Below are 18,744 nucleotides of genomic sequence, written 5' to 3' on the forward strand. Positions count from 1 at the left end.
GTTAGCCACGGAGCCACCAAGGTCACGGAGGAAAAACAGGGACCGCACAGGGTACGGCATCTACCTGAAAGGGTACGGCACGAAACCTTTGATACCCTTTGCAGTTCTCGGTGTGCTTGGTGGCTCCGTGGCAAAAACGGTGCTTAGATGTTTTCCAAAAGGTGGCCGAGCTTGTCGCGCTTGGTCTTCAGGTACTTGGCGTTACTCTTGGACGGCGCGATCTCGATGGGCACCCGCTCGACGATGTTGATGCCGTATCCCTGCAGGCCGACCAGTTTCTTCGGGTTGTTGGTCATCAGGCGGATCTTCTTGACCCCCAGGTTCACCAGGATCTGTGCGCCGATGCCGTAATCGCGCAGGTCGGCCTTGAAGCCCAGGGCCAGGTTCGCCTCGACGGTGTCCTTACCCTGGTCCTGCAGCGCGTAGGCCTTGAGCTTGTTGGTAAGGCCGATGCCGCGCCCTTCCTGACGCATGTAGAGGATGATGCCGGCACCTGCCTTCTCGATCTGCTCCATGGCGGCGTGCAGCTGGTCGGCGCAGTCGCAGCGCACGCTGCCGAAGACGTCGCCGGTCAGGCACTCGGAGTGCACCCGGACCAGCACCGGTTCGTCGCCGCGGATGTCGCCCTTCACCAGGGCCAGGTGCTCCAGCTTGTCGATGTCGTTCTCGAAGGCGACGGCGCGGAAATCGCCGTAGGCGCTGGGGAGTGCGACCTCGACGGAGCGGCGCACCAGGGACTCGTGCTTCAGGCGGTAGGCCACCAGGTCGGCGATGGTGCAGACCTTGAGGCCGTGCTCCTTGGCGAACTTCTTCAGTTCCGGCATGCGGGCCATGGTGCCGTCTTCGTTCATGATCTCGCAGATCACGCCGGAGGGCTCGAGCCCTGCAAGGCGCGCCAGGTCGACGGACCCTTCCGTCTGGCCGGAACGCACCAGCACCCCGCCGTTTTTGGCGCGCAGCGGGAAGATGTGCCCGGGGCGGGCCAGGTCGGACGCGGTGGCGTTGGGGGCCACGGCGGTGAGTATGGTATGGGCGCGGTCTGCCGCGGAGATACCGGTGGTGACGCCGCGCTTGGCCTCGATGGAGACGGTGAAGGCGGTGCCGAAGGACGAGGTGTTGCTCTGCACCATGGGGGGGAGGTCGAGGCGGTCGCAGCGCTCGGCGGTCATGGTCAGGCAGATCAGGCCGCGGCCGAAGCGGGCCATGAAGTTGATGGCTTCCGGCGTCACGCACTGCGCCGCCATGGTGAGGTCGCCCTCGTTTTCGCGGTCCTCGTCGTCCACCAGGATGACCATCCTGCCGGCCCTGATCTCCTCGATGGCTTCTTCAATACTTGCTACTGACATGTAAATCCCTCGCAATCGGTGACGCTAAATGGCCACAATCTCACAGAAATCCGTTTTTGGCAAGCAGTTCGAATGAAATGCCGCCCTGCTTCTGATCCCGACCCGCCAAGAGCCTTTCCAGGTAGCGGCAGATCAGATCGGTCTCGATGTTCACCTGGTCGCCGACCCTTTTCTGGAGCAGCGTGGTCTGGGCCGCGGTGTGGGGGATGATGTTCACGCTGAAGCTGTCGGCTCCGGCCTGGTTCACGGTGAGGCTGATCCCGTCGATGGCCACCGAGCCCTTGGGAGCTATGTACTTGGCGAACTCCACCGGCACCCGGAAGGTGAAGACGAGGTTGCCGGAGTGCTCGCGCCTGTCGACGATGCTCGCCACGCAGTCCACGTGGCCGGAGACCAGGTGGCCGTCGAGGCGGTCCGAGAGCCGCATGGCCCGCTCCAGGTTGAGCGGCGCGCCCGGTTTCAGGTTCTTGAAGCCGGTGCATTCGATGGTCTCCGGGGAGATGTCGAAGGTGAGCGTGCCCCCCCCCTTGCGCACCACGGTGAGGCAGGCGCCGTTCACCGCGACCGAGGCCCCGATGGGAATCTCGTCGGCGGGGAGCACGGTTTTCACCGTCAGGCTTCCGGAGGCGCCGCGTTTCTCGATGCCGACCAGTTCGCCGACTGTTTCAATGAGACCTGTGAACACGTGAAACCCCTAAAGGCGGGGACTAGGGACGAGGGGCTGGGGACTGGAAAAGTCCTTGCCGCACCTTCGCTCCTGCCTGCCAACAAATTTAGCTGCCGCTGAATAACTACCAGTTACAAGGCGAGGGGCTCCCTCCCCAGGTCCCGGGTTTGTTGCCTTTCCCCTAGTCCCTAATCCCTAATCCCTAATCCCTAATCCCTAATCCCTAGTCCCTAATCCCCTAGTCCCTGCCTCTCACCACCGGGATTCCGGTTACCACGAGGTCGTTACCGCTGCGGGCGACCTTCATCTCTTCCAGGTGCAGGACGTCGGCCATCTTGAGCACTCCCTGACCGGCGAAGAGTCCCATGCCGACGCCGCCCACGAGCTTCGGGGCGAAGAAGATCATGAGGCGGTCGACGAGGCCCGCCCTGAGCGCCGCTCCGGCCAGGTGACTGCCCCCTTCCAGCAGGATGGACTGGATCCCCATCGCGCCCAACTGCTCGAAAAGGTCCTCGAGGTCCACCCGCCCCTCCCTGGCGCCACAGGCAACTACCTCGCCACCATGCGCGGCAACCGCGGCGATCTTCGCGGTGTCGCCGCAGCAGGTCGCCACCAGGGTCTTCGCGGCGGAGTGTGCATTGAAAACGGCGGCATGCAGCGGCAGGCGCAGACCGGAATCGACCACGATGCGGATGGGATCCTTGCCGCCGGGGACCCGGCAGGTGAGCTGCGGGTCGTCTTTGATGACGGTCCCCACGCCGACCATGATGGCGTCCAGTTGGCCGCGCAGCCGGTGCACCAGGCGCCTCGAGGCGTCGCCGGTTATCCAGCGCGAGTCGCCGGTGGCGGTGGCGCTCTTGCCGTCCAGGGTAAGCGCGCTCTTCAGGATCACGTAGGGGCGCCGGGTCTGGATCCACTTGATGAAGGGGAGGTTCAGCTCGCGCGCCTCGGCTTCCAGGAGCCCGACCTCCACCTCGATCCCCGCCTCGCGCAGGATCTCGATCCCCTTCCCCGCGACGAGCGGGTTCGGGTCGACCATCGCCACGAAGACGCGGGCGACACCCGCCGCTACCAGGGCGCGGGCGCAGGGGGGAGTCTTGCCGAAGTGGGCACAGGGTTCCAGCGTCACGTAGACGTCGGAGCCGGCGGCCCGCTCGCCCGCATCGTTGAGGGCGTGCACCTCGGCGTGCGGCGTACCCGCCTTCTTGTGCCAGCCGCGTCCGGCCACGACACCGTCGCGCACGATGACGCACCCGACCGCCGGGTTCGGTGCGGTCTTCCCCACCCCCCGCCGTGCCAGTGCCAGCGCCTGGCGCATCATCTTCATATTGAAAGCGGACATGAAACCTCAGCAGCAGGGATTAGGGGCTGGGGGCTAGGGACGAGGAAACGGCTCAATGTCCGAAGCCGCAGGTACCGGCCTTCTCCGGGGCAAAACATCGGCGCGTTGCGGCCCCCTCACCCCTACCCTCTCCCGGACGGCGAGGGAGGAGAAAACCTCCAGGGCGCTCCAGGTGGATTCTTTGGGCCCAGTCCCTGCTCTTGTCCTCAGTCCCCGGTCCCCGCCGTTACTTTTTCAAAAGATCCTGCAGCTCGCTCATGAACTCGTTGATATCCTTGAAGGAGCGGTACACCGAGGCGAAGCGGACGTAGGCCACCTGGTCGATGCCGTGCAGGTCGTTCATCACCCACTCGCCGAGCGTGGTGGTGGGGACCTCTTTCTCGCCGCTCTCCTGCATGCGGATCTCGAGCCGGTCCACCAGCTTCTCGATGGTCTCCACGGAGACCGGACGCTTCTCGCAGGCCTTCTGGACGCCGGCCACCAGCTTCATCCGGTCGAAGGGCTCGCGCCGCCCGTCCCGCTTGGTCACCAGGGGGAGCACTTCCTCGACCCGCTCGTGGGTGGTGAAACGCTTGCCGCAGGACTCGCACTCGCGCCGGCGACGGATGGTGGCACCACCCTTGTCGGGACGGGAGTCGACCACCTTGGAATCGGCAAAACCGCAGAAGGGGCACTTCATTTCGCGGTCTCCTTTTCCGGCACTTCCAGCTTCTCCACGATGACGCCCGACTCGCGGATCATCTCTTCTGCCAACTGGTCCGGGTAGCCGGCGAGGTACACCACCCGCTTGATCCCGGCGTTGATGACCATCTTCGAGCAGATGATGCAGGGCATGGTGTTGCAGTAGAGGGTCGCCCCCTCGATCACGGTACCGTGCTTGGCGGCCTGGATGATGGCGTTTTGCTCGGCGTGCAGGCCGCGGCACAGCTCGTGACGCTCCCCGGACGGGATGTTGAGCTTTTCCCTCAGGCAGCCGATGTCCAGGCAGTGCGAGGTCCCGGCGGGCGAGCCGTTGTAGCCGGTCGCCAGGATGTTCTTGTCCTTGACGATAACCGCGCCCACCTGGCGTCTGAGACAGGTGGAACGCTTGGCCACCAGGCGGGTTATTTCGATGAAGTACTCATCCCAGCTGGGACGCGACATAGCGCACCTCTCACGTGAAATTCGGTCAGGATAGCTGATTACGCAAGCCCGGTCAAGCGGCGTCACACTCTCGGCAGAAACCGGATTACTCACGGTTTCCGCACTCCACCTTTTCCGGGATCCCCTGATAGTGCAGGGTTCCCTCACTGTGCCAGTGAGGCAGGTTCGCTGAGACAATGAGACGGAATTGTCCTTCGCCAGGTACCAGGCCGTGGCCGGGAAAGGCTGAGCCGCCGCCCCGAGCCCCGCTCCCCTTGGTCGGGACCCCGCTCGCCGTGAAAGTGCTTGTCCGCTTGGCCCAAAGAGTGTAAAAAGGACCTCTTTTTCGCCCAAGGAGAGTACCCAAATGCACGCAAGCGATTCACCGCAACTGTTTGAAATCATCGTAGAAGAGAGCGCCCTGCCGCGTGCGGGCGTCCTTGCCACCATAGCCCTTTTGAACGAGGGGGGGACCGTCCCCTTCATCGCCCGCTACCGCAAGGAACAGACCGGCGAACTGGACGAGGTGCAGATCCGCGAGATCGAGGACCTGCTCGCCTACCACCGCGAACTGGCCGAGCGCAAGGTCACGGTGCTGAAAAGCATCGAGGAGCAGGGTAAGCTCACCCCGGAGCTTGCCGCCCGTATCGCGACCTGCCGCAAGAAGACCGAGCTCGAGGATCTCTACCTCCCCTACAAGCCCAAGCGGCGCACCAAGGCGACCATCGCCCGCGAGCGCGGCCTTGAGCCCCTGGCGGACCTCGTCGCCGCACAGGAGCTGAAAACCGGGAGCGCCGAGGAGGCCGCCCTCCCCTTCGTGAACGCGGAGCTTGGGGTACCGGATGCGGCAGCCGCACTGGAAGGGGCCTCGCACATCCTCGCCGAGCGGCTGAGCGAAGACGCCGATGTGCGCGCTCTGGTCCGTGCGCTGACCCGCGAGCAGGGAATCTTCTCCTCGTCGCTCATCTCCGAAGGGGCCGACCGCGAAGGGAAGTATCAGATGTACTACGAGTACTCCGAGCCGATGAAGAGCGTGGTCTCCCACCGCATGCTCGCCATGCGGCGCGGCGAGAAGGAGGAGGTGCTCAGGCTGGTGCTCCTTGCGCCGGAGCAGGAGATCCTGGAGCGGCTCACCTTCCGGCTCGTCAAGGGTGAGAGCATCTTCAAGGGGGTCCTGGAGGGGGTCGCGGTGGATGCCTACAAGCGGCTCATCTCCCCTTCCATCGAGGTGGAGCTGAGGCTCGAGGCGAAGACCCGCGCCGACGAGGCGGCCATCGCCGTCTTCGCCCAGAACCTGAGAAACCTGCTGCTGCTCCCGCCCGCGGGCGGCCGCCGCGTCCTGGGGATCGACCCGGGGCTGAGGACCGGCTGCAAGGTAGCCGCCCTGGACGAGACCGGGCGCTTCCTGGAGCACGCCACCATCTACCCCCACACCGGGGGCGCGAAGGTCGCCGAGGCGGCCCGCGAGCTGGTGCGCCTGGTCGAGAAGCACGACTGCCGCCTGCTCGCCATCGGCAACGGCACCGGCGGGCGCGAGACCGAGATCTTCGTGCGCGAGTCCTTGAGAAACGCGGGTGTCAGGGCCGAGGCCGTCATGGTCAACGAGGCCGGCGCCAGCATCTACTCCGCCTCGGAGATCGCCCGCGAGGAGTTCCCCGAGCTCGATCTCACCATCCGCGGCGCCATCTCCATCGGACGCCGCTTGCAGGATCCCCTCGCCGAACTGGTGAAGATCGACCCCAAGAGTATCGGGGTGGGACAGTACCAGCACGACGTGAACCAGGTGCTCCTGAAAAAGGCGCTCGACGCGGTGGTGGAATCCTGCGTGAACTACGTCGGGGTGGATCTCAACTCGGCGTCCTGGGCGCTGCTCTCCTACGTCGCGGGGATCTCGGAGAACCAGGGGCGCGCCATCGTGCAGTACCGCAACGAGAACGGCGCCTTCGCAAACCGCCAGGCACTTTTGAAGGTACCGCGCTTCGGTCCCAAGGCCTTCGAGCAGGCGGCGGGCTTTCTGAGGATTCGCGGCGGCGACAACCCGCTGGACAACAGCGCGGTGCACCCGGAGAACTACGAGCTGGTGGGTCGTATGGCGGCGGACCTGGGGAAGAGCCTGGCCGAGCTGGCGGCCGAGCCGGCGCTGGCGGCGGGGATCCGGATCGAGCGCTACGTGACCGAGACGGTGGGGCTTCCCACCCTGCGCGACATCCTGGCCGAGCTGAAAAAACCGGGACGCGACCCGCGCGACAAGTTCCAGAGCGCGAGCTTCCGGGAGGACGTCACCACCATCGCCGATCTGAAAGAGGGGATGATCCTGCAGGGGGTGGTAACCAACGTGGCGGCCTTCGGCGCCTTCGTGGACATCGGGGTGCACCAGGACGGACTGGTCCACATAAGCCAGCTCTCACAGCGCTACGCGAAGGACCCCAACGAGGTGGTCAAGGTGGGCGAGATCGTGAAGGTGAAGGTGCTCTCGGCGGACCCGGAGAGAAAGCGGATCTCGCTCTCCATCAAGCAGGCCGAACCGGAACGCACCGGCAAGGGGGGGCAGGCACCGGCACCGGCACCGGAGCGCCGCAACACCAAGCCGAAGGCCGAGGAGTCACTCAGCTGGGAGAAGGCGGGCTTCCGGGTGAAAAAGAAAAACTGAAAAACCTGTAACAGGGATACAACGGATGAAGGGGATGCAGAACCGATGCGGGTTCACCATCCCCTTCTTGTTTGATCACCGCAGGTTGAGGTTCTGCTAGCAGCCGCAGCGCAGCAGCTTACGGCCGGTCTTGAAGACCACCTCGACCTTACCGGACTGGCAGGAAACCACCACGCCAATCCCAAAGCTTGGGTGCGCCATCAAGGTGTTCGCCTTGAACTTCCCCTCCATGCTGTAGGGACCTGCGAGATCCGGGTCGAGCGGGCGGATCATCTCTTCCCAGATCGACTCGTCGGACTGGGCCGGCACCTTCGCCCTGCTGCGCGGAGCGGCGCCGGTAGTCGAGGTCCTGGCGCTGGCAGCCTTGGTAGCAGCCACCTTGGGTTCCTTGGCCTCCTTGGCGGGGCGGTGGTTGTGCTCGCTGCCGCAGGTATTGCACTTCACCCGTACGACCTGTCCCGCCACCATGGCGATGATGGTGTGATTCAAAAGCGCCTTGCAGCGCGTGCACTGTGAGTCGACAATATCTCCTACCGTTTTTACTCGTAGCATCCTGGTCCTCCCTGACCTCTTTTCAAACAAAAAGGGCTTAACCCTGGTGGCTAAACCCTTTACATCCCTAGCTGAGACCGGTGCCAATCTGGCCATTCCGGTTCTGGTAGTATCGTCTGGTTGAGCGTTCGAAATCTGTCGTCAAGCTGTTCGTGAAATATAGGTGATTTTGTCAGAACTTGCAAGGGAAAAAGCGGTCAAAGCCCTCCCGGATAGCCGTGCCACCAACGGGCAAGATCCTTTAATTGCTGGCGTTTATCGCTTCGGAAGGCAATCTGGGGGAGCTGGTACTCAAGCGCTCTCGGAGCGCAGAGCACGTGTGACAAGCACGGCGACACCGCGTTCGACCAGTACGCCGAGCACGGCGCCGGCCAGCACGTCGGAGAGGAAATGGTAATCGGTGGCGACGAGGGCGCCGCCCAAAAGGACACCCACCGCGGTGCAGCCGGCCCGCCACCTCGGGTAGCAGCGCACCACGGCTGCAAGCAGAGCGCCCAGGACGACCATATGCCCCGAGGGGAAGCCTTGGCACTCCAGGCTCGGATGAAACCAGTGAAAGCCGTACAGTCCCGGCTCCTGGAGCCAGTCCCGGGTGTTCACCCTGCCAAAGACCATCTTGGCGAGGGCCTTTACCAGGTAGGCGGCGGGGGCAAGCGAAATGTTCAACAGTACCAGGCGACTGAGGGGTTCATCAAGGCGCCATTTGTGACGCATCCGGTAACAAAACAAGGAGAGTACGGAGGTCGCGATGACGACCTGCAGCAGGAGGTCGGGAAGGTCGGAGGTGAGCCGGGACCAGGGACCCGGGGTGTAGAGGTTGTCGCGTACCCACAGGGCAAGCGGCACGTCGAGCCATCTCACGCTGAGCAGCACCAGCAGGGCGGCCAGCAGCACGCGGACCAGCCCGGCCAGCCAGGGGGTGGCAACGCCGGCAGGGTTCATGGTTCTCCTTGTGGTCGATTGGTTCCAGCGCGTGAACCTACCACAAGAACGCTGCAATATGAAGCCCCTATCTCTGTCCGTGATCGAGATCAGTGGCCAGTCTTGCAGCACTCGAGGCAGTTACGCAAGGTACAGACACCGCAGGCGTGCTGCATGACGACCGGGATGCCACGCGCCTTGGCCGCCTGCAGGGCCTCGTTGCGCGCCTGGTGCGAGACCTTGTTGGTGAAGATGACCACCGCGTCCGCCTTTTTGAGCTTCACGGCGAAGTTCGCCGGAGCGGTATTGTAGACATCCAGGGTGATGCCGGCCGCAGCCGCTGCCTCCTGGTAGTGTTTTTCCAGCCGATCCATCCCGCCGACGAGTGCGATGCACATAGCCCCTCCCGATTATTTCGAAAGGGCGTCCGCCCCCTCGAGGAAAATGACATCTTTTTTCATTCACGCGGCGCAGGAAAAGAGCTCACCCGCCAGACCAGCACCACCTGCGCTGCGCAGGCACTCCAGCGGCGAGCAGCCGGCCGCCAGGCGCTGCGACATCAGGCAGCGGCACTCCCGGTGCAGCCGGGCAAGGCTCAGACTCTGGCTCGGCTCGCCGAAGATTTTCCAGGGGCCCTGGCAGGTGAAGCTCAGCCGCGCCCAGCCCAGAAAGCCGACCACGTCCTTGAGCGGGTAGCCGAGGAAAACCCCGATCTCGTGCGGGAAACCTTCCCCCGCCACCCGGCGGGTTAATTCCTGCAGCACGGCTTCCCGGTCGGAGCAGTGTGGATAGCCGACCTTGCCAAGGATCACCGCGACGCTCTTCTTGGCGAGCAGCTCATCCAGCGCCTCGGGACGGTAGAGCAGGAGCAGGATAGAGCTGTCGCGGTCGGCAAGTTCCCGCACCGCGAGACCGCTCTCGGCCATGAGTGCTGCTCCGTGCTCCTTCCAGAGCTGGTAGGGATTCCTGCCGCAGCTGCGGCGCCGGTTGGCGATGCTCACCAGGTTTGCCGGCTTGGCCCCCTGCAGCACTTCGGCAACCTCGAGTACCAGAAAGGAGGCGAGACAGTCGCGGTCGTCGGGGAACTGTGCCGAGAGCACCTGCCACCCGGGGCGAGCCTCCTGGAAAGGAGGTAATGCGGTGCTCCTGGTCAGTAAACCACCATCCCCTTGCCGGTCGAGCCTTGCCATCTGTGCCTCCTCTAGTAGTGCTGACTGTCACAACCTGCCAAAAGATCGTGCCTTTGCCAGCATCATTGCTGCGATATTGAAAAGCGAAATCATTTATAGGGGAAAGGCCGTTTCTTGTCAAGAAAAAGTTCTGGGAGCTTCGGTTGAAGTCTCAAGGCCGGTACGACGGTTTCCAGGAAGGAGTCAGCTGAGTCAGAGCGATGCGGGGGTGGTGACAGATAGGGAGCAGGCTGGAATCAGCAGGGGCGTCTGAATGAGAGTGGGACCCGGGTGCAGACACAGGAGTGCCTGGCCGCGCAGCAAAAGCACGACGGCAGGCAGCATGGCAATAGAGACTGGGGAGAGCGACGAGTCCCCGTACGGCAAGGTTGTCGCTGTTCGGGCTAGCTGGCCAGCTTGAACCGGTTCACCATCTGCTGCAGTTCGCGGGAGGAGCGGGACAACTCCACCGCGGCATGCTCCGTTTGGTGGGCGCCGGCCGCGGCCACCTGGATCACCTGCGAGATGTTGCGCATGCTGCCGGTTATGCCGGAGGTGGTCTGGGACTGCTGCTGTGCCGCGGCGGCCACCTGCCCCACGTAGTTGAGCAGCGGCTCGATGTGACCCTTGATGACGTTCATCGCCTCGCTGGAATGCTGGACATCGACGGCACCGTTACGCACGCTGCTGGCGCTCTGCTCCATCGAGTTCACCACGTTTTTCACATCGCCCTGCAGTGCACCGATGATGCTCTGGATCTCGCGGGTGGAGCGCGAGGTCCTCTCCGCCAGGTTACGCACCTCGTCGGCCACCACCGCAAAACCGCGCCCCTGCTCTCCGGCACGCGCCGCCTCGATCGCTGCATTGAGCGCCAAAAGGTTGGTCTGGTCGGCGATATCCTCGATGGCGACCACGATGTCGCCGATGCGCTCCGAGTTGGTCCCCAACGCCTTGACCGCCTCCATGGTGCCGATCACCATCTGTTCGATCTCACCCATGATGGAGCGCATCTTGTCGATCGTTTCGGCACCGCTGCGTGTTGCGGTACTGGTCTTTTGGGCGCTGTTGGACATCTCCTGGCAGTTCTCGGCGATCGTGCAACTGATCGATGCCATGTCGTCGACCGAGGTGGTGACCACTCCCGACTGCACCGATGCATCCTCGGTACCCGCCACGATCTGCGTCGAGGTTGCACTGAGCTGACCGGAGGACTCCTCGAGGTGGTCGGCGGTGCTCTTGATGCCCGAGATGATGCTGCGCATGGCATCCTGCAGCTCGGCCATGGCGCTGATCATCTTGCTGAACTCGTTCTTTCTGAGGGCCGAGATGTTCTGGCTGAGGTCGCCGCGTGCCATGGCCTGCAGGTAGGCGATGGCACGCTGGATGGGGCGATTGATGGACCAGATGTTGACCCAGCCGAACACGCCGCCCAAGACGATGAAGAGCAGCATGGAACCGTACTTGATCAGGTTGGAATCGGACTGCGCGGTGAATGCCATGGCGACAATGCACAGGCTGTAACAGACACACAGGGTCCCGAGACGGGCCTTTATGGTGAAATTAAGGTAGTAGTTCCACAGTGATGCCATGGTTTGCGTCTCTCCTTGTCCAATGGTTTTCAGCCCAGGGAGGGAGCAGCTCAGCTAACTACCCGTTCATGCGCCGAAACCACGCCCAGTGTTTACACAATGGTTCGGAGCATGGACGGAAAACTTGAGCCCCGCGGAAAAAAAACTGGTCATTTTTGAGACATGCAGTGCTAACAGGAAGCCCTCGGCAGGGAAGACGTAACCGGTCAGGCGTTTTTGATACCGTACGGTAATTAGAGGTCTCGACAAAGGCAGGTGGATACGGTGAGGATCGCCAAGGAAAAGATGAGCAGTTGCAGTCCGCCGGCACGACCGAGGGGTTCAGCCACCTGCCGGTTACCGCGGAAAACGCCGCCCAGCAGCGGGGCAGCTCCGGCATGGAAAACGCTCCGGCAACCTGGCCCGAAAGCCCTCCACCAGCAAGCGGGACGGCAGGAAGTGCCCCCCATTCCGTGCCGTACCAAGCCCCCGCCGCGTTAGCGCCCGGGGGCTTGGTTTTTCCTGACATCAATGGTTCGCGCAAAAAGAAAGGCCCGTCGCTGACAGCGACGGGCCTTTCCCAAGAAATAACTGGCGTTCAATTACGGGACACTTTCACCTGATCCGTCGGTAGATAACATCGAGGTTTTTGGCACGCGACGCTTCATTCACGTTGCCATCCCCCTGGCATCTCCTTTTCAGGCGGTTGCGCCGCCTGGCGGATACGGTGGTAATCGCGGTGGATTGGTCTCTTGAACGCCAATTACCAACCCCGATACTCTCGGCTTGTGAGATTGATGCTTCCTGCTGTGTAGCTGACCTGAAGTTCCAGGAAGGTTTCGCCGGTGACCCTTTTTCAAGGGGTTCATGCTGTGCCTGAACCTGAAACAGCTGAGTCAGTGCTTAGCAGGTCGTGACTACCTCAAGAGCTCCAGCCGTGTCTCGGGATTGATTTCAAAGATCTCTCCGACTTGATTTAATTGTACTCCTGCCATTTTTACCAAGTCAACAAAGAAAATGGTGCCCTGTTTACTCCAGGAGGGCTGGCAAAGCAACGGCTCCGCTACCTCCGGATGAACGCACCGTACTTGCCGTCCGCCTGCACGATGTGGTCGAGGAGCCATCTCCTGAGAAAGGCGATGATCTCCAAGGCGAGGTGCTCCTTCTCCGTTCGGTAAAGGTGGTTGAACTCGACGATTTTGAAGATGAACTGTTTGTGCTGCAGAACGTGTTCGTCATAGGCTGGATACTCCACCTGCAGCATCCAGCTCTCCTCGAGCGTGAAGTGATAGTCGGCATACTCGGTAAGGTTACTGACCGCGTCCCTGAGCAGCGCGTCGTCATCCTTATGGGTCGCGTACTTGTCATAGAGTTCGTTGAGCAGCCCCACCAGGTGCTGGTGATGCAGGTCGAACTGTTCAACCCCAAGCTGATATTTCGGCTCCCACTCAACAAACGTCATGCCACCTCCTCGAGGCCAAGCCAGGCTGTCTGCTGCAGAGCCGCTCACCGTACCACGCCATTTAAGTATCCCTCCCACCGGCACCGTCGGCATCCGGCCGACGCACTATAGAGCAAGCAGGCAGCAAAGGCAATGACGGACCCAAAAAAAGAGCCTAACACGTGGTTAGGCTCCGCACTCCTCTTTCCTACCAATGGATCATCGGTCTGTAGCTTGCTAGCGGCCACCACCGCCTGCACCGCCACCAGCACCTCCGGTCCCGCCGGCACCACCAGTTCCGGTACCCATCGAGCCACCTGTGCCGGTCCCCATCGACCCGCCGGTCCCCATGGAGCCGCCAGTGCCCGTTCCTGTCGAACCACCAGTATCCATGGAGCCACCGGTACCGGTACCCGTCGAACCGCCGGTACCCATCGAGCCGCCGGTGCCGGTACCCATCGAACCGCCAGTATCCATGGATCCGCCGGTGCCGGTACCCGTTGAACCACCAGTACCCATAGAGCCGCCTGTTCCGGTACCCGTTGTGTCGCCACTGCCGGTGCCCATAGAGCCGCCGGTACCTGTGCCGTAGGACCCGCTACCCGTGCCGGTGCCTGAATCCAGCGAACCTCCCGTGCCAGTGCCATAGGAGCCGGTTCCGGTGTCGAGAGAGCCGCCACTTCCGGTGCCCATTGAGCCGCCCGTTCCAGTTCCAGCCCCAGTCCCCGTACCCATTGAACCAGTCCCCATCGAGCCGCCGGTCCCCATAGACCTATCAGTACCCATAGTGCCCCTGGTGCCCGTAGAGCCACCGGTGCCAGTGCCAGTGCCTGTGCTGCCGGTGCCCATGGTTCCGGTTCCGGTTCCGGTGCCGGTGCCATAGCTGGATCCGGATCCAGTGCCCATCCGGCTCCCGGATCCGCTACCCGTGCTCGTGGTCCCGCCAGCTCCGGTGCCTGTTGTGGTACCCGCGGTACCAGTGTCATAGCTCGGTCCGGTCACGGTAAAGTCGCGATCAGTCGTGGTCCAGGCGCCGGTCCGGTACGGATCGGTATTGCTGGCCGCGTAACCCATGCCGGTGAACAAGGCCATTGCGCCGATCATGGCTACTGTTGTTAACAGCATTTTTCTGATGCTTTTCATGTCGTGCCTCCTCGTAAAGCTTGTGGGCAGCTGTTAGTGTAAAAAATCCGCGATGCAGCGACCCGCAGATCTCACCTACTGATTTTATTCTAGGCCTTATTGTTTTTGCAAACAATGGATTTATCGAGTATTAAACGCCACGCTTAATGATACGTAGAGGATATAATCATAATTAAAGGTGAACTATAACTGTGTTAACCTCGAGGTAAAGCGCCACGCAACACTGCAGGTAGCACCTTAGTTCATAGAAATTTTCAGATAGTGCTTCTAGTACATGGTACAAAATGAATACCATCCAGAAACAACAGGAGTATGTACTATATATGCAGCTGGGAATAGAAGCTAAGTACGGCAATATTGGGTGAGGAAGGATGGGGGGTGAGAAACAAAAAAAGCTCCAACCTTCAAAAGGTGGAGCCTTACAGAGCATGATTGGTGCGAGAGAGGGGACTTGAACCCCTATACCTTGCGGTGCCAGATCCTAAGTCTGGTGCGTCTGCCAATTCCGCCACTCTCGCTTGCGGCACAAACAGAAAACCCCGCTTGCACGGGGTTCTATTATTTGGGGTGGCTAGTGGGATTCGAACCCACGTATGAACGAGTCACAGTCGTTTGTGTTAACCGCTTCACCATAGCCACCATATTCAATTTTGGCACGCCTGAGAGGGTTCGAACCTCTGACCTACGGCTTAGAAGGCCGTTGCTCTATCCAACTGAGCTACAGGCGCAGAGTGCTTGAGTGGTCGGGGTGAGAGGATTCGAACCTCCGGCCCCCTGCTCCCAAGGCAGGTGCGCTAGCCAGGCTGCGCTACACCCCGTTCAAGAACCAACCTTATAGCACAGGGCATTTCGGGGTGCAAGCTTTTTCATCGCTCCTGCCATTAAAGTCAGCCAACCGCTCTCAGGAAAACCGGGAGCATCGAGGACGCGTACCCAGCACCGGCCCCATAAGGCTGCCCACTCCAACCTAGTTGCAGCGTCTTCTTGGCAGAAGCCCGCCCCCTACCCTTGTGCTGCCTCGCCATTGTCGGCAAGCGCTACTTTGAGGAGCTGCATGGCCCGGCCACGGTGGCTGATACGGTTCTTGATTTCCAGCGGCAGCTCGGAGAAGGTCTGGCCGTACTCCGGCACCAGGAACAGCGGGTCGTAGCCGAAACCGCCGCTGCCGCGCGGCGCCTCCAGGATCACCCCGGCAAGCGAGCCGTCGAAGGTCCGGCAGGTCCCGTCGGGAAGGCACAGGGCGATTACGCAGTGGAAGGCGGCGCCGCGTTTTTCGGCGGGAACACCGGCCAGTTCCTCCAGCAAGAGCGCGTTATTTGCCGCGTCGCCCGCACCCTCGCCGGCAAACCGGGCGGAGTAGACGCCGGGACGACCATCGAGGTACTCGACGCTGAGGCCCGAGTCGTCCGCCAATACCGGCAACCCGGTGAACTGGGCGGCGGAGCGCGCTTTTTTCAGGGCGTTTTCCTCGAACGTCGCACCGTCCTCGACAACGTCGGGAAAACCGGGGAAGTCAGCGGGGGAAAGCACGTCCTCCACCACCCCCTTCAAGAGTTCGGCGAACTCCCGGAGCTTCCCCTTGTTGCCGGATGCCACCAGGAGCTGCTTCATGCCTTGAGTGCCTCCCGCTGGATCTCAAAGAGCCGGGCAAGCCCCTCGATGGCGTGGCTGCGCATGGTGTCCATCTGCTCCAGGGTGAACGGCTCCGCTTCTGCAGTCCCCTGCACCTCGACAAAGCGCATCGAGGAGGTCATCACGAAGTTCATGTCAACTTCGGCACCCGAATCTTCCGGGTAGTCCAGGTCCAGAAACGGGGTCCCCTCGACGATGCCGACACTCACTGCCGCCACCGCCTCGCGCAGCGGGTTCGCGGCCAGTTCGCCGTTGTCCACCAGGGTCTGCAGTGCATCGGCCAGCGCGACGTAGGCACCGGTGATGGAGGCGGTGCGGGTGCCGCCGTCGGCCTGGATCACGTCACAGTCGATGAGGATGGAGCGCTCGCCGAGCATTTCCAGGTCGACTACGGCGCGCAGCGAGCGCCCGATCAGGCGCTGGATCTCGTGGGTGCGCCCGGAGAGCTTCCCCTTGGAGGATTCGCGCTGGTTCCTGGTGTGGGTGGCACGCGGCAGCATGCAGTACTCCGCCGTTACCCAACCGCTCCCCTTCCCCTTCAAAAAAGAGGGGACCCTGGTCTCGACGGTGGCATTGCAGATGACCTTGGTGTCGCCGAATTCGACGAGCACCGAGCCTTCGGCGTGCTTCAGATAGTTCCTGGTGATTTTTACCGGCCGTAAGGCGTTGGCCGCGCGGCCGTCTCTGCGCATCATAGGTAAAACCTTTCCTTTCCTGGTGCAGGCCGCATCTTGGGCAGCCGTGTTGGTGGTGGTAGAGGGCGGACGCAGGGCGCGCCCGCCGGGACTGGAGAAAAAGTGGGAGTAGTGCACGGATGACCGCGGCGCTGCCGGGTCCGCCTCTGAGGAAGCGAGCTTGACGCAGCTACCTCATCGACTGGGGCTTGGCACCCAGCACCGGGGAGAACAGCACCCGGCCGCGTCCGTTGTTGTCGAAGACCTTGGGCTGGCCGCCCCCCCACCAGTTGGCCGGCGCCCGGAACTCGTCCAGACCGCTGTGGTAGAGGTCGAAACCGGCGTTTTCGTAGATGGCGTTGTCCCAGGCTGCGGCCGCCCCGTCGGTGACGATGACCCCGTTGTTGCCGTTGCCGAAGATCTGGTTCCCCACCACCTTCACCCGCGAGGCGGAGAGCGACAGCCCGAACTCGCGATTCTTCATGAGCTTCGCGCCGAGGATGCTCCCCTCGCAGCCGAGCAGGGTGACGCCGCTACCGTTACCGGCGACCTGCCCCCCCTGGAACTTGATGCGGCAGCCGTCGGCGGCGAAACCGGCGGAGCGGTTGCCGGACAGGGTAGCGTCGGCCAGGTAGAGCGAGCTGTGCAGCGCGTTGATCCCCTGGCGATTGCCGCTCAGTACCACGCCGCGCAGGGTGGCCTCGCTCTCGGAAAGGCGTACCGCGGTATCACAATCGGTCGCCCCGCCACCCTCCATGGTGACCAGCGCGTCCTGGAACCGGAAACCGGTCTGGGACCGTGCGGCCTTGACCCCTTTCAGGATGACCGTCGAGTAGAGCGCCTCGAGGCCCGATTCAGCCCCCTCGATGCGGCAGTTCTCCAGGATGTTCTTTTTCTCGCTTCCCAAAAGAAGGATCCCCTGCCAGTCGGCGGCCTGCGGCTCGGCCAGCGCACTGCCGAAGAGGACCGGCGTTTCCCGGGTACCGGAGACGATGAGCCGCCCCTGGACCACGAGCTGCGCCGCCTGGCTTCCGTTGCGCCGGAAGCGCACCACCGCGCCCGGCTCCACGGTGAGCGTCGCCTGGGGGGCGATCACCAGCACACCGTCCACCAGCACCTCGCCGCGCCAGGTGGTGTCCTCGCTCACTACACGGCTGCCGTAGACGGTCTGCGGCCGGAAGGCGAGCTCGGCCCGTGCGGGAGCCTCGACGGCCGCGGCAGGTGCCGACGCAGCCGAGGCGACACCGACAGGAAGTCCGGCACCGAAGGCGGACGCAGCGAAAAGGTGAGCTGCCACAAGCAGCCCGAGGGTGGCAATCGGGAATGGTTTTATCATAGTGAGGGAATTTGCAGGCTTTCCTGGTGGTACACCTTATTCTTGCCGCAGCGCTTGGCCTGGTACAAGAGCGAGTCCACGATATTGAAGAGTTCGTCCATTTTGTCGGCGTTTTCCGGGTAACTCGCCACGCCGATACTTACGGTCACCCCGCGCCCGCGGGAGCCTGCCAGCTTGTTGGCTGTACCGGCCTGCACCGCGGCGCGCAGGCGCTCGGCGGCCAGGATCGCCTTCTCCAGGCGGGTCTCCGGAAGGAGCACGATGAACTCCTCGCCACCGTAGCGGAAGGCAACGTCCACGCCGCGGATGGTTTCCAGGATCACCGCCCCCATGACGGTCAGGAGCTCGTCGCCGACCGCGTGCCCGAAGCTGTCGTTGAAGGACTTGAAATCGTCCACGTCCATCATGATGATGGAGAACGGCTTGTGGTAGCGCCGGGCGCGCCCCATCTCCTGCTTGAAGAACTGTTTGAAGTAGCGGTGGTTGTGCAACCCGGTCAGCGAATCGGTGATCGCCATCAACTTGGTGCGCTTGTGCAGCGTGGCGTTGTGGATCGCCATGGCGGCAAAGGATGCCAGGATGGAGAGGAGGTTCAGCTTGTCCCGGTCGAACTGGCGCGGCTCGAAATCGTCCAGGTAGAGGATCCCCATGATCCGGCTCTGGAACACGAGCGGCACGCAGACCAGCGAGCGGATCCCCTCGTTGAGGGCGATGGGATTTTTGAAAAAGCTGATCTTTGCGGTGTCCTCGATAAAGGAGATCTCGCCGGCCTTCAGCACCTGGTCCGTGAGCCCCCCCGACGCCACAGTCCAGCGCTCCTTCTTGATGAAGTCGGCGGTGAGACCTGAGTGGGCGTGCAGGGTCAGTTCCTGACGTTCCTCGTTGTAGAGGGCGACGCTGCCAGCCGGGGTCGAGGCGAGCCCCATGGCGCTGGTGAGGATGGCCTGCAGCACGGTGTCCAGGTCCAACGTCGAAACGACCGCCTTGGCAACCTCGATCAGGTCTTTGAGCGCCTTTACCTGGGACTCGAGCTCTTCGGTTTTGCTGTCATCACACTCGGCCATTGGCCACTCCGGTTCCGGGGAAGTTAAGCTGTTATTTTTAGCACAGGCGGCCCCCAAATGTAAATGGCCAAGGCGTAAGCCTACTTGCGACAAAACAAATTTCCGCGGGCTGAAATT

General features: G+C 62.5%; 17 protein-coding genes and 4 tRNA genes. 1 reads left to right on the forward strand and 20 read right to left on the reverse strand.

What is annotated here, in order from left to right; all coding sequences use genetic code 11:
• Positions 1-143 precede the first annotated feature (143 nt).
• The 5 genes from H7688_RS08155 to H7688_RS08175 all read right to left on the reverse strand — a co-directional run bounded on the left by H7688_RS08155 (position 144) and on the right by H7688_RS08175 (position 4,498).
• The gene (locus H7688_RS08155; protein WP_183360584.1) at positions 144-1,346 is read right to left on the reverse strand and encodes a bifunctional 3,4-dihydroxy-2-butanone-4-phosphate synthase/GTP cyclohydrolase II; all 1,203 of its coding nucleotides are present in this window, start codon (positions 1,344-1,346) and stop codon (positions 144-146) included.
• A gap of 40 nt (positions 1,347-1,386) precedes the next feature.
• Entirely contained in the window at positions 1,387-2,031 is a 645-nt protein-coding gene (locus H7688_RS08160; RefSeq protein WP_183360585.1) for a riboflavin synthase, read from the reverse strand.
• A 220-nt stretch (positions 2,032-2,251) separates the two neighbouring features.
• A complete protein-coding gene (gene ribD / locus H7688_RS08165) occupies positions 2,252-3,355 on the reverse strand; it encodes a bifunctional diaminohydroxyphosphoribosylaminopyrimidine deaminase/5-amino-6-(5-phosphoribosylamino)uracil reductase RibD (RefSeq protein WP_183360586.1) in 1,104 nt (367 codons plus the stop codon).
• Positions 3,356-3,581: 226 nt separating this feature from the next.
• Positions 3,582-4,034: a transcriptional regulator NrdR gene (gene nrdR, locus H7688_RS08170; RefSeq protein WP_183360587.1), complete on the reverse strand. Its 453-nt coding sequence runs from the start codon at positions 4,032-4,034 to the stop codon at positions 3,582-3,584.
• Complete coding sequence (locus H7688_RS08175) at positions 4,031-4,498, reverse strand: deoxycytidylate deaminase (RefSeq protein ID WP_183360588.1); 468 nt, start codon at positions 4,496-4,498, stop codon at positions 4,031-4,033. The genes nrdR and H7688_RS08175 overlap by 4 nt, the downstream gene beginning before the upstream one ends.
• Positions 4,499-4,844: 346 nt before the next feature.
• On the opposite strand from H7688_RS08175, the gene H7688_RS08180 reads away from it, so the two are divergent.
• Entirely contained in the window at positions 4,845-7,127 is a 2,283-nt protein-coding gene (locus tag H7688_RS08180) for a Tex family protein (protein ID WP_183360589.1), read from the forward strand.
• A 96-nt stretch (positions 7,128-7,223) separates the two neighbouring features.
• Here H7688_RS08180 and H7688_RS08185 read toward each other — a convergent pair whose 3' ends face one another.
• The 15 genes from H7688_RS08185 to H7688_RS08255 all read right to left on the reverse strand — a co-directional run bounded on the left by H7688_RS08185 (position 7,224) and on the right by H7688_RS08255 (position 18,627).
• Positions 7,224-7,679: a hypothetical protein gene (locus H7688_RS08185; protein ID WP_183360590.1), complete on the reverse strand. Its 456-nt coding sequence runs from the start codon at positions 7,677-7,679 to the stop codon at positions 7,224-7,226.
• 291 nt (positions 7,680-7,970) lie between these two features.
• Positions 7,971-8,621 (reverse strand): phosphatase PAP2 family protein, encoded by a 651-nt coding sequence (locus H7688_RS08190; RefSeq protein ID WP_183360591.1) that lies wholly within the window; start codon positions 8,619-8,621, stop codon positions 7,971-7,973.
• Between the two features lie 89 nt (positions 8,622-8,710).
• The gene (locus H7688_RS08195) at positions 8,711-8,998 is read right to left on the reverse strand and encodes a DUF2325 domain-containing protein (RefSeq protein WP_183360592.1); all 288 of its coding nucleotides are present in this window, start codon (positions 8,996-8,998) and stop codon (positions 8,711-8,713) included.
• A gap of 63 nt (positions 8,999-9,061) precedes the next feature.
• Entirely contained in the window at positions 9,062-9,790 is a 729-nt protein-coding gene (locus H7688_RS08200) for a DUF3793 family protein (RefSeq protein ID WP_183360593.1), read from the reverse strand.
• 383 nt (positions 9,791-10,173) lie between these two features.
• Positions 10,174-11,358, reverse strand: a complete 1,185-nt coding sequence (locus tag H7688_RS08205; RefSeq protein ID WP_183360594.1) for a methyl-accepting chemotaxis protein — start codon at positions 11,356-11,358, stop codon at positions 10,174-10,176.
• A 1,042-nt stretch (positions 11,359-12,400) separates the two neighbouring features.
• On the reverse strand, positions 12,401-12,799 hold the full coding sequence (locus tag H7688_RS08210) for a bacteriohemerythrin (protein ID WP_183360595.1): 399 nt from the start codon (positions 12,797-12,799) through the stop codon (positions 12,401-12,403).
• Between the two features lie 216 nt (positions 12,800-13,015).
• Complete coding sequence (locus H7688_RS22625) at positions 13,016-13,255, reverse strand: hypothetical protein (protein WP_183360596.1); 240 nt, start codon at positions 13,253-13,255, stop codon at positions 13,016-13,018.
• A gap of 1,099 nt (positions 13,256-14,354) precedes the next feature.
• Positions 14,355-14,439 (reverse strand) — tRNA-Leu (locus tag H7688_RS08220).
• A 45-nt stretch (positions 14,440-14,484) separates the two neighbouring features.
• Positions 14,485-14,560 (reverse strand) — tRNA-His (locus tag H7688_RS08225).
• A 12-nt stretch (positions 14,561-14,572) separates the two neighbouring features.
• Positions 14,573-14,649 (reverse strand) — tRNA-Arg (locus tag H7688_RS08230).
• A 12-nt stretch (positions 14,650-14,661) separates the two neighbouring features.
• Positions 14,662-14,739 (reverse strand) — tRNA-Pro (locus H7688_RS08235).
• Positions 14,740-14,923: 184 nt separating this feature from the next.
• Positions 14,924-15,532 carry an XTP/dITP diphosphatase gene (locus H7688_RS08240; protein ID WP_183360597.1) on the reverse strand — a complete coding sequence of 203 codons (609 nt, stop codon included), beginning with the start codon at positions 15,530-15,532 and terminating at the stop codon, positions 14,924-14,926.
• A complete protein-coding gene (gene rph / locus H7688_RS08245) occupies positions 15,529-16,245 on the reverse strand; it encodes a ribonuclease PH (RefSeq protein ID WP_183361020.1) in 717 nt (238 codons plus the stop codon). Before rph ends, H7688_RS08240 begins: the two co-directional genes overlap by 4 nt.
• 172 nt (positions 16,246-16,417) lie before the next feature.
• Positions 16,418-17,524, reverse strand: coding sequence for a right-handed parallel beta-helix repeat-containing protein (locus H7688_RS08250; protein WP_183360598.1), 1,107 nt, complete (start codon positions 17,522-17,524; stop codon positions 16,418-16,420).
• 35 nt (positions 17,525-17,559) lie between these two features.
• Positions 17,560-18,627 carry a GGDEF domain-containing protein gene (locus H7688_RS08255; protein WP_183360599.1) on the reverse strand — a complete coding sequence of 356 codons (1,068 nt, stop codon included), beginning with the start codon at positions 18,625-18,627 and terminating at the stop codon, positions 17,560-17,562.
• Positions 18,628-18,744 lie beyond the last annotated feature (117 nt).

This window comes from Geomonas limicola, assembly GCF_014193675.1.
GTDB classification, from domain to species: domain Bacteria; phylum Desulfobacterota; class Desulfuromonadia; order Geobacterales; family Geobacteraceae; genus Geomonas; species Geomonas limicola.

What these genes read in the sequence shown, in the direction of transcription:
- H7688_RS08155 (WP_183360584.1), bottom strand. Translation starts at nt 1,346, where the DNA reads ATGTCAGTAGCAAGTATTGAAGAAGCCATCGAGGAGATCAGGGCCGGC.
- ribD (WP_183360586.1), bottom strand. Translation starts at nt 3,355, where the DNA reads ATGTCCGCTTTCAATATGAAGATGATGCGCCAGGCGCTGGCACTGGCA.
- nrdR (WP_183360587.1), bottom strand. Translation starts at nt 4,034, where the DNA reads ATGAAGTGCCCCTTCTGCGGTTTTGCCGATTCCAAGGTGGTCGACTCC.
- H7688_RS08175 (WP_183360588.1), bottom strand. Translation starts at nt 4,498, where the DNA reads ATGTCGCGTCCCAGCTGGGATGAGTACTTCATCGAAATAACCCGCCTG.
- H7688_RS08180 (WP_183360589.1), top strand. Translation starts at nt 4,845, where the DNA reads ATGCACGCAAGCGATTCACCGCAACTGTTTGAAATCATCGTAGAAGAG.
- H7688_RS08185 (WP_183360590.1), bottom strand. Translation starts at nt 7,679, where the DNA reads ATGCTACGAGTAAAAACGGTAGGAGATATTGTCGACTCACAGTGCACG.
- H7688_RS08190 (WP_183360591.1), bottom strand. Translation starts at nt 8,621, where the DNA reads ATGAACCCTGCCGGCGTTGCCACCCCCTGGCTGGCCGGGCTGGTCCGC.
- H7688_RS08195 (WP_183360592.1), bottom strand. Translation starts at nt 8,998, where the DNA reads ATGTGCATCGCACTCGTCGGCGGGATGGATCGGCTGGAAAAACACTAC.
- H7688_RS08200 (WP_183360593.1), bottom strand. Translation starts at nt 9,790, where the DNA reads ATGGCAAGGCTCGACCGGCAAGGGGATGGTGGTTTACTGACCAGGAGC.
- H7688_RS08205 (WP_183360594.1), bottom strand. Translation starts at nt 11,358, where the DNA reads ATGGCATCACTGTGGAACTACTACCTTAATTTCACCATAAAGGCCCGT.
- H7688_RS08210 (WP_183360595.1), bottom strand. Translation starts at nt 12,799, where the DNA reads ATGACGTTTGTTGAGTGGGAGCCGAAATATCAGCTTGGGGTTGAACAG.
- H7688_RS22625 (WP_183360596.1), bottom strand. Translation starts at nt 13,255, where the DNA reads ATGGATACTGGCGGTTCGATGGGTACCGGCACCGGCGGCTCGATGGGT.
- H7688_RS08240 (WP_183360597.1), bottom strand. Translation starts at nt 15,532, where the DNA reads ATGAAGCAGCTCCTGGTGGCATCCGGCAACAAGGGGAAGCTCCGGGAG.
- rph (WP_183361020.1), bottom strand. Translation starts at nt 16,245, where the DNA reads ATGCGCAGAGACGGCCGCGCGGCCAACGCCTTACGGCCGGTAAAAATC.
- H7688_RS08255 (WP_183360599.1), bottom strand. Translation starts at nt 18,627, where the DNA reads ATGGCCGAGTGTGATGACAGCAAAACCGAAGAGCTCGAGTCCCAGGTA.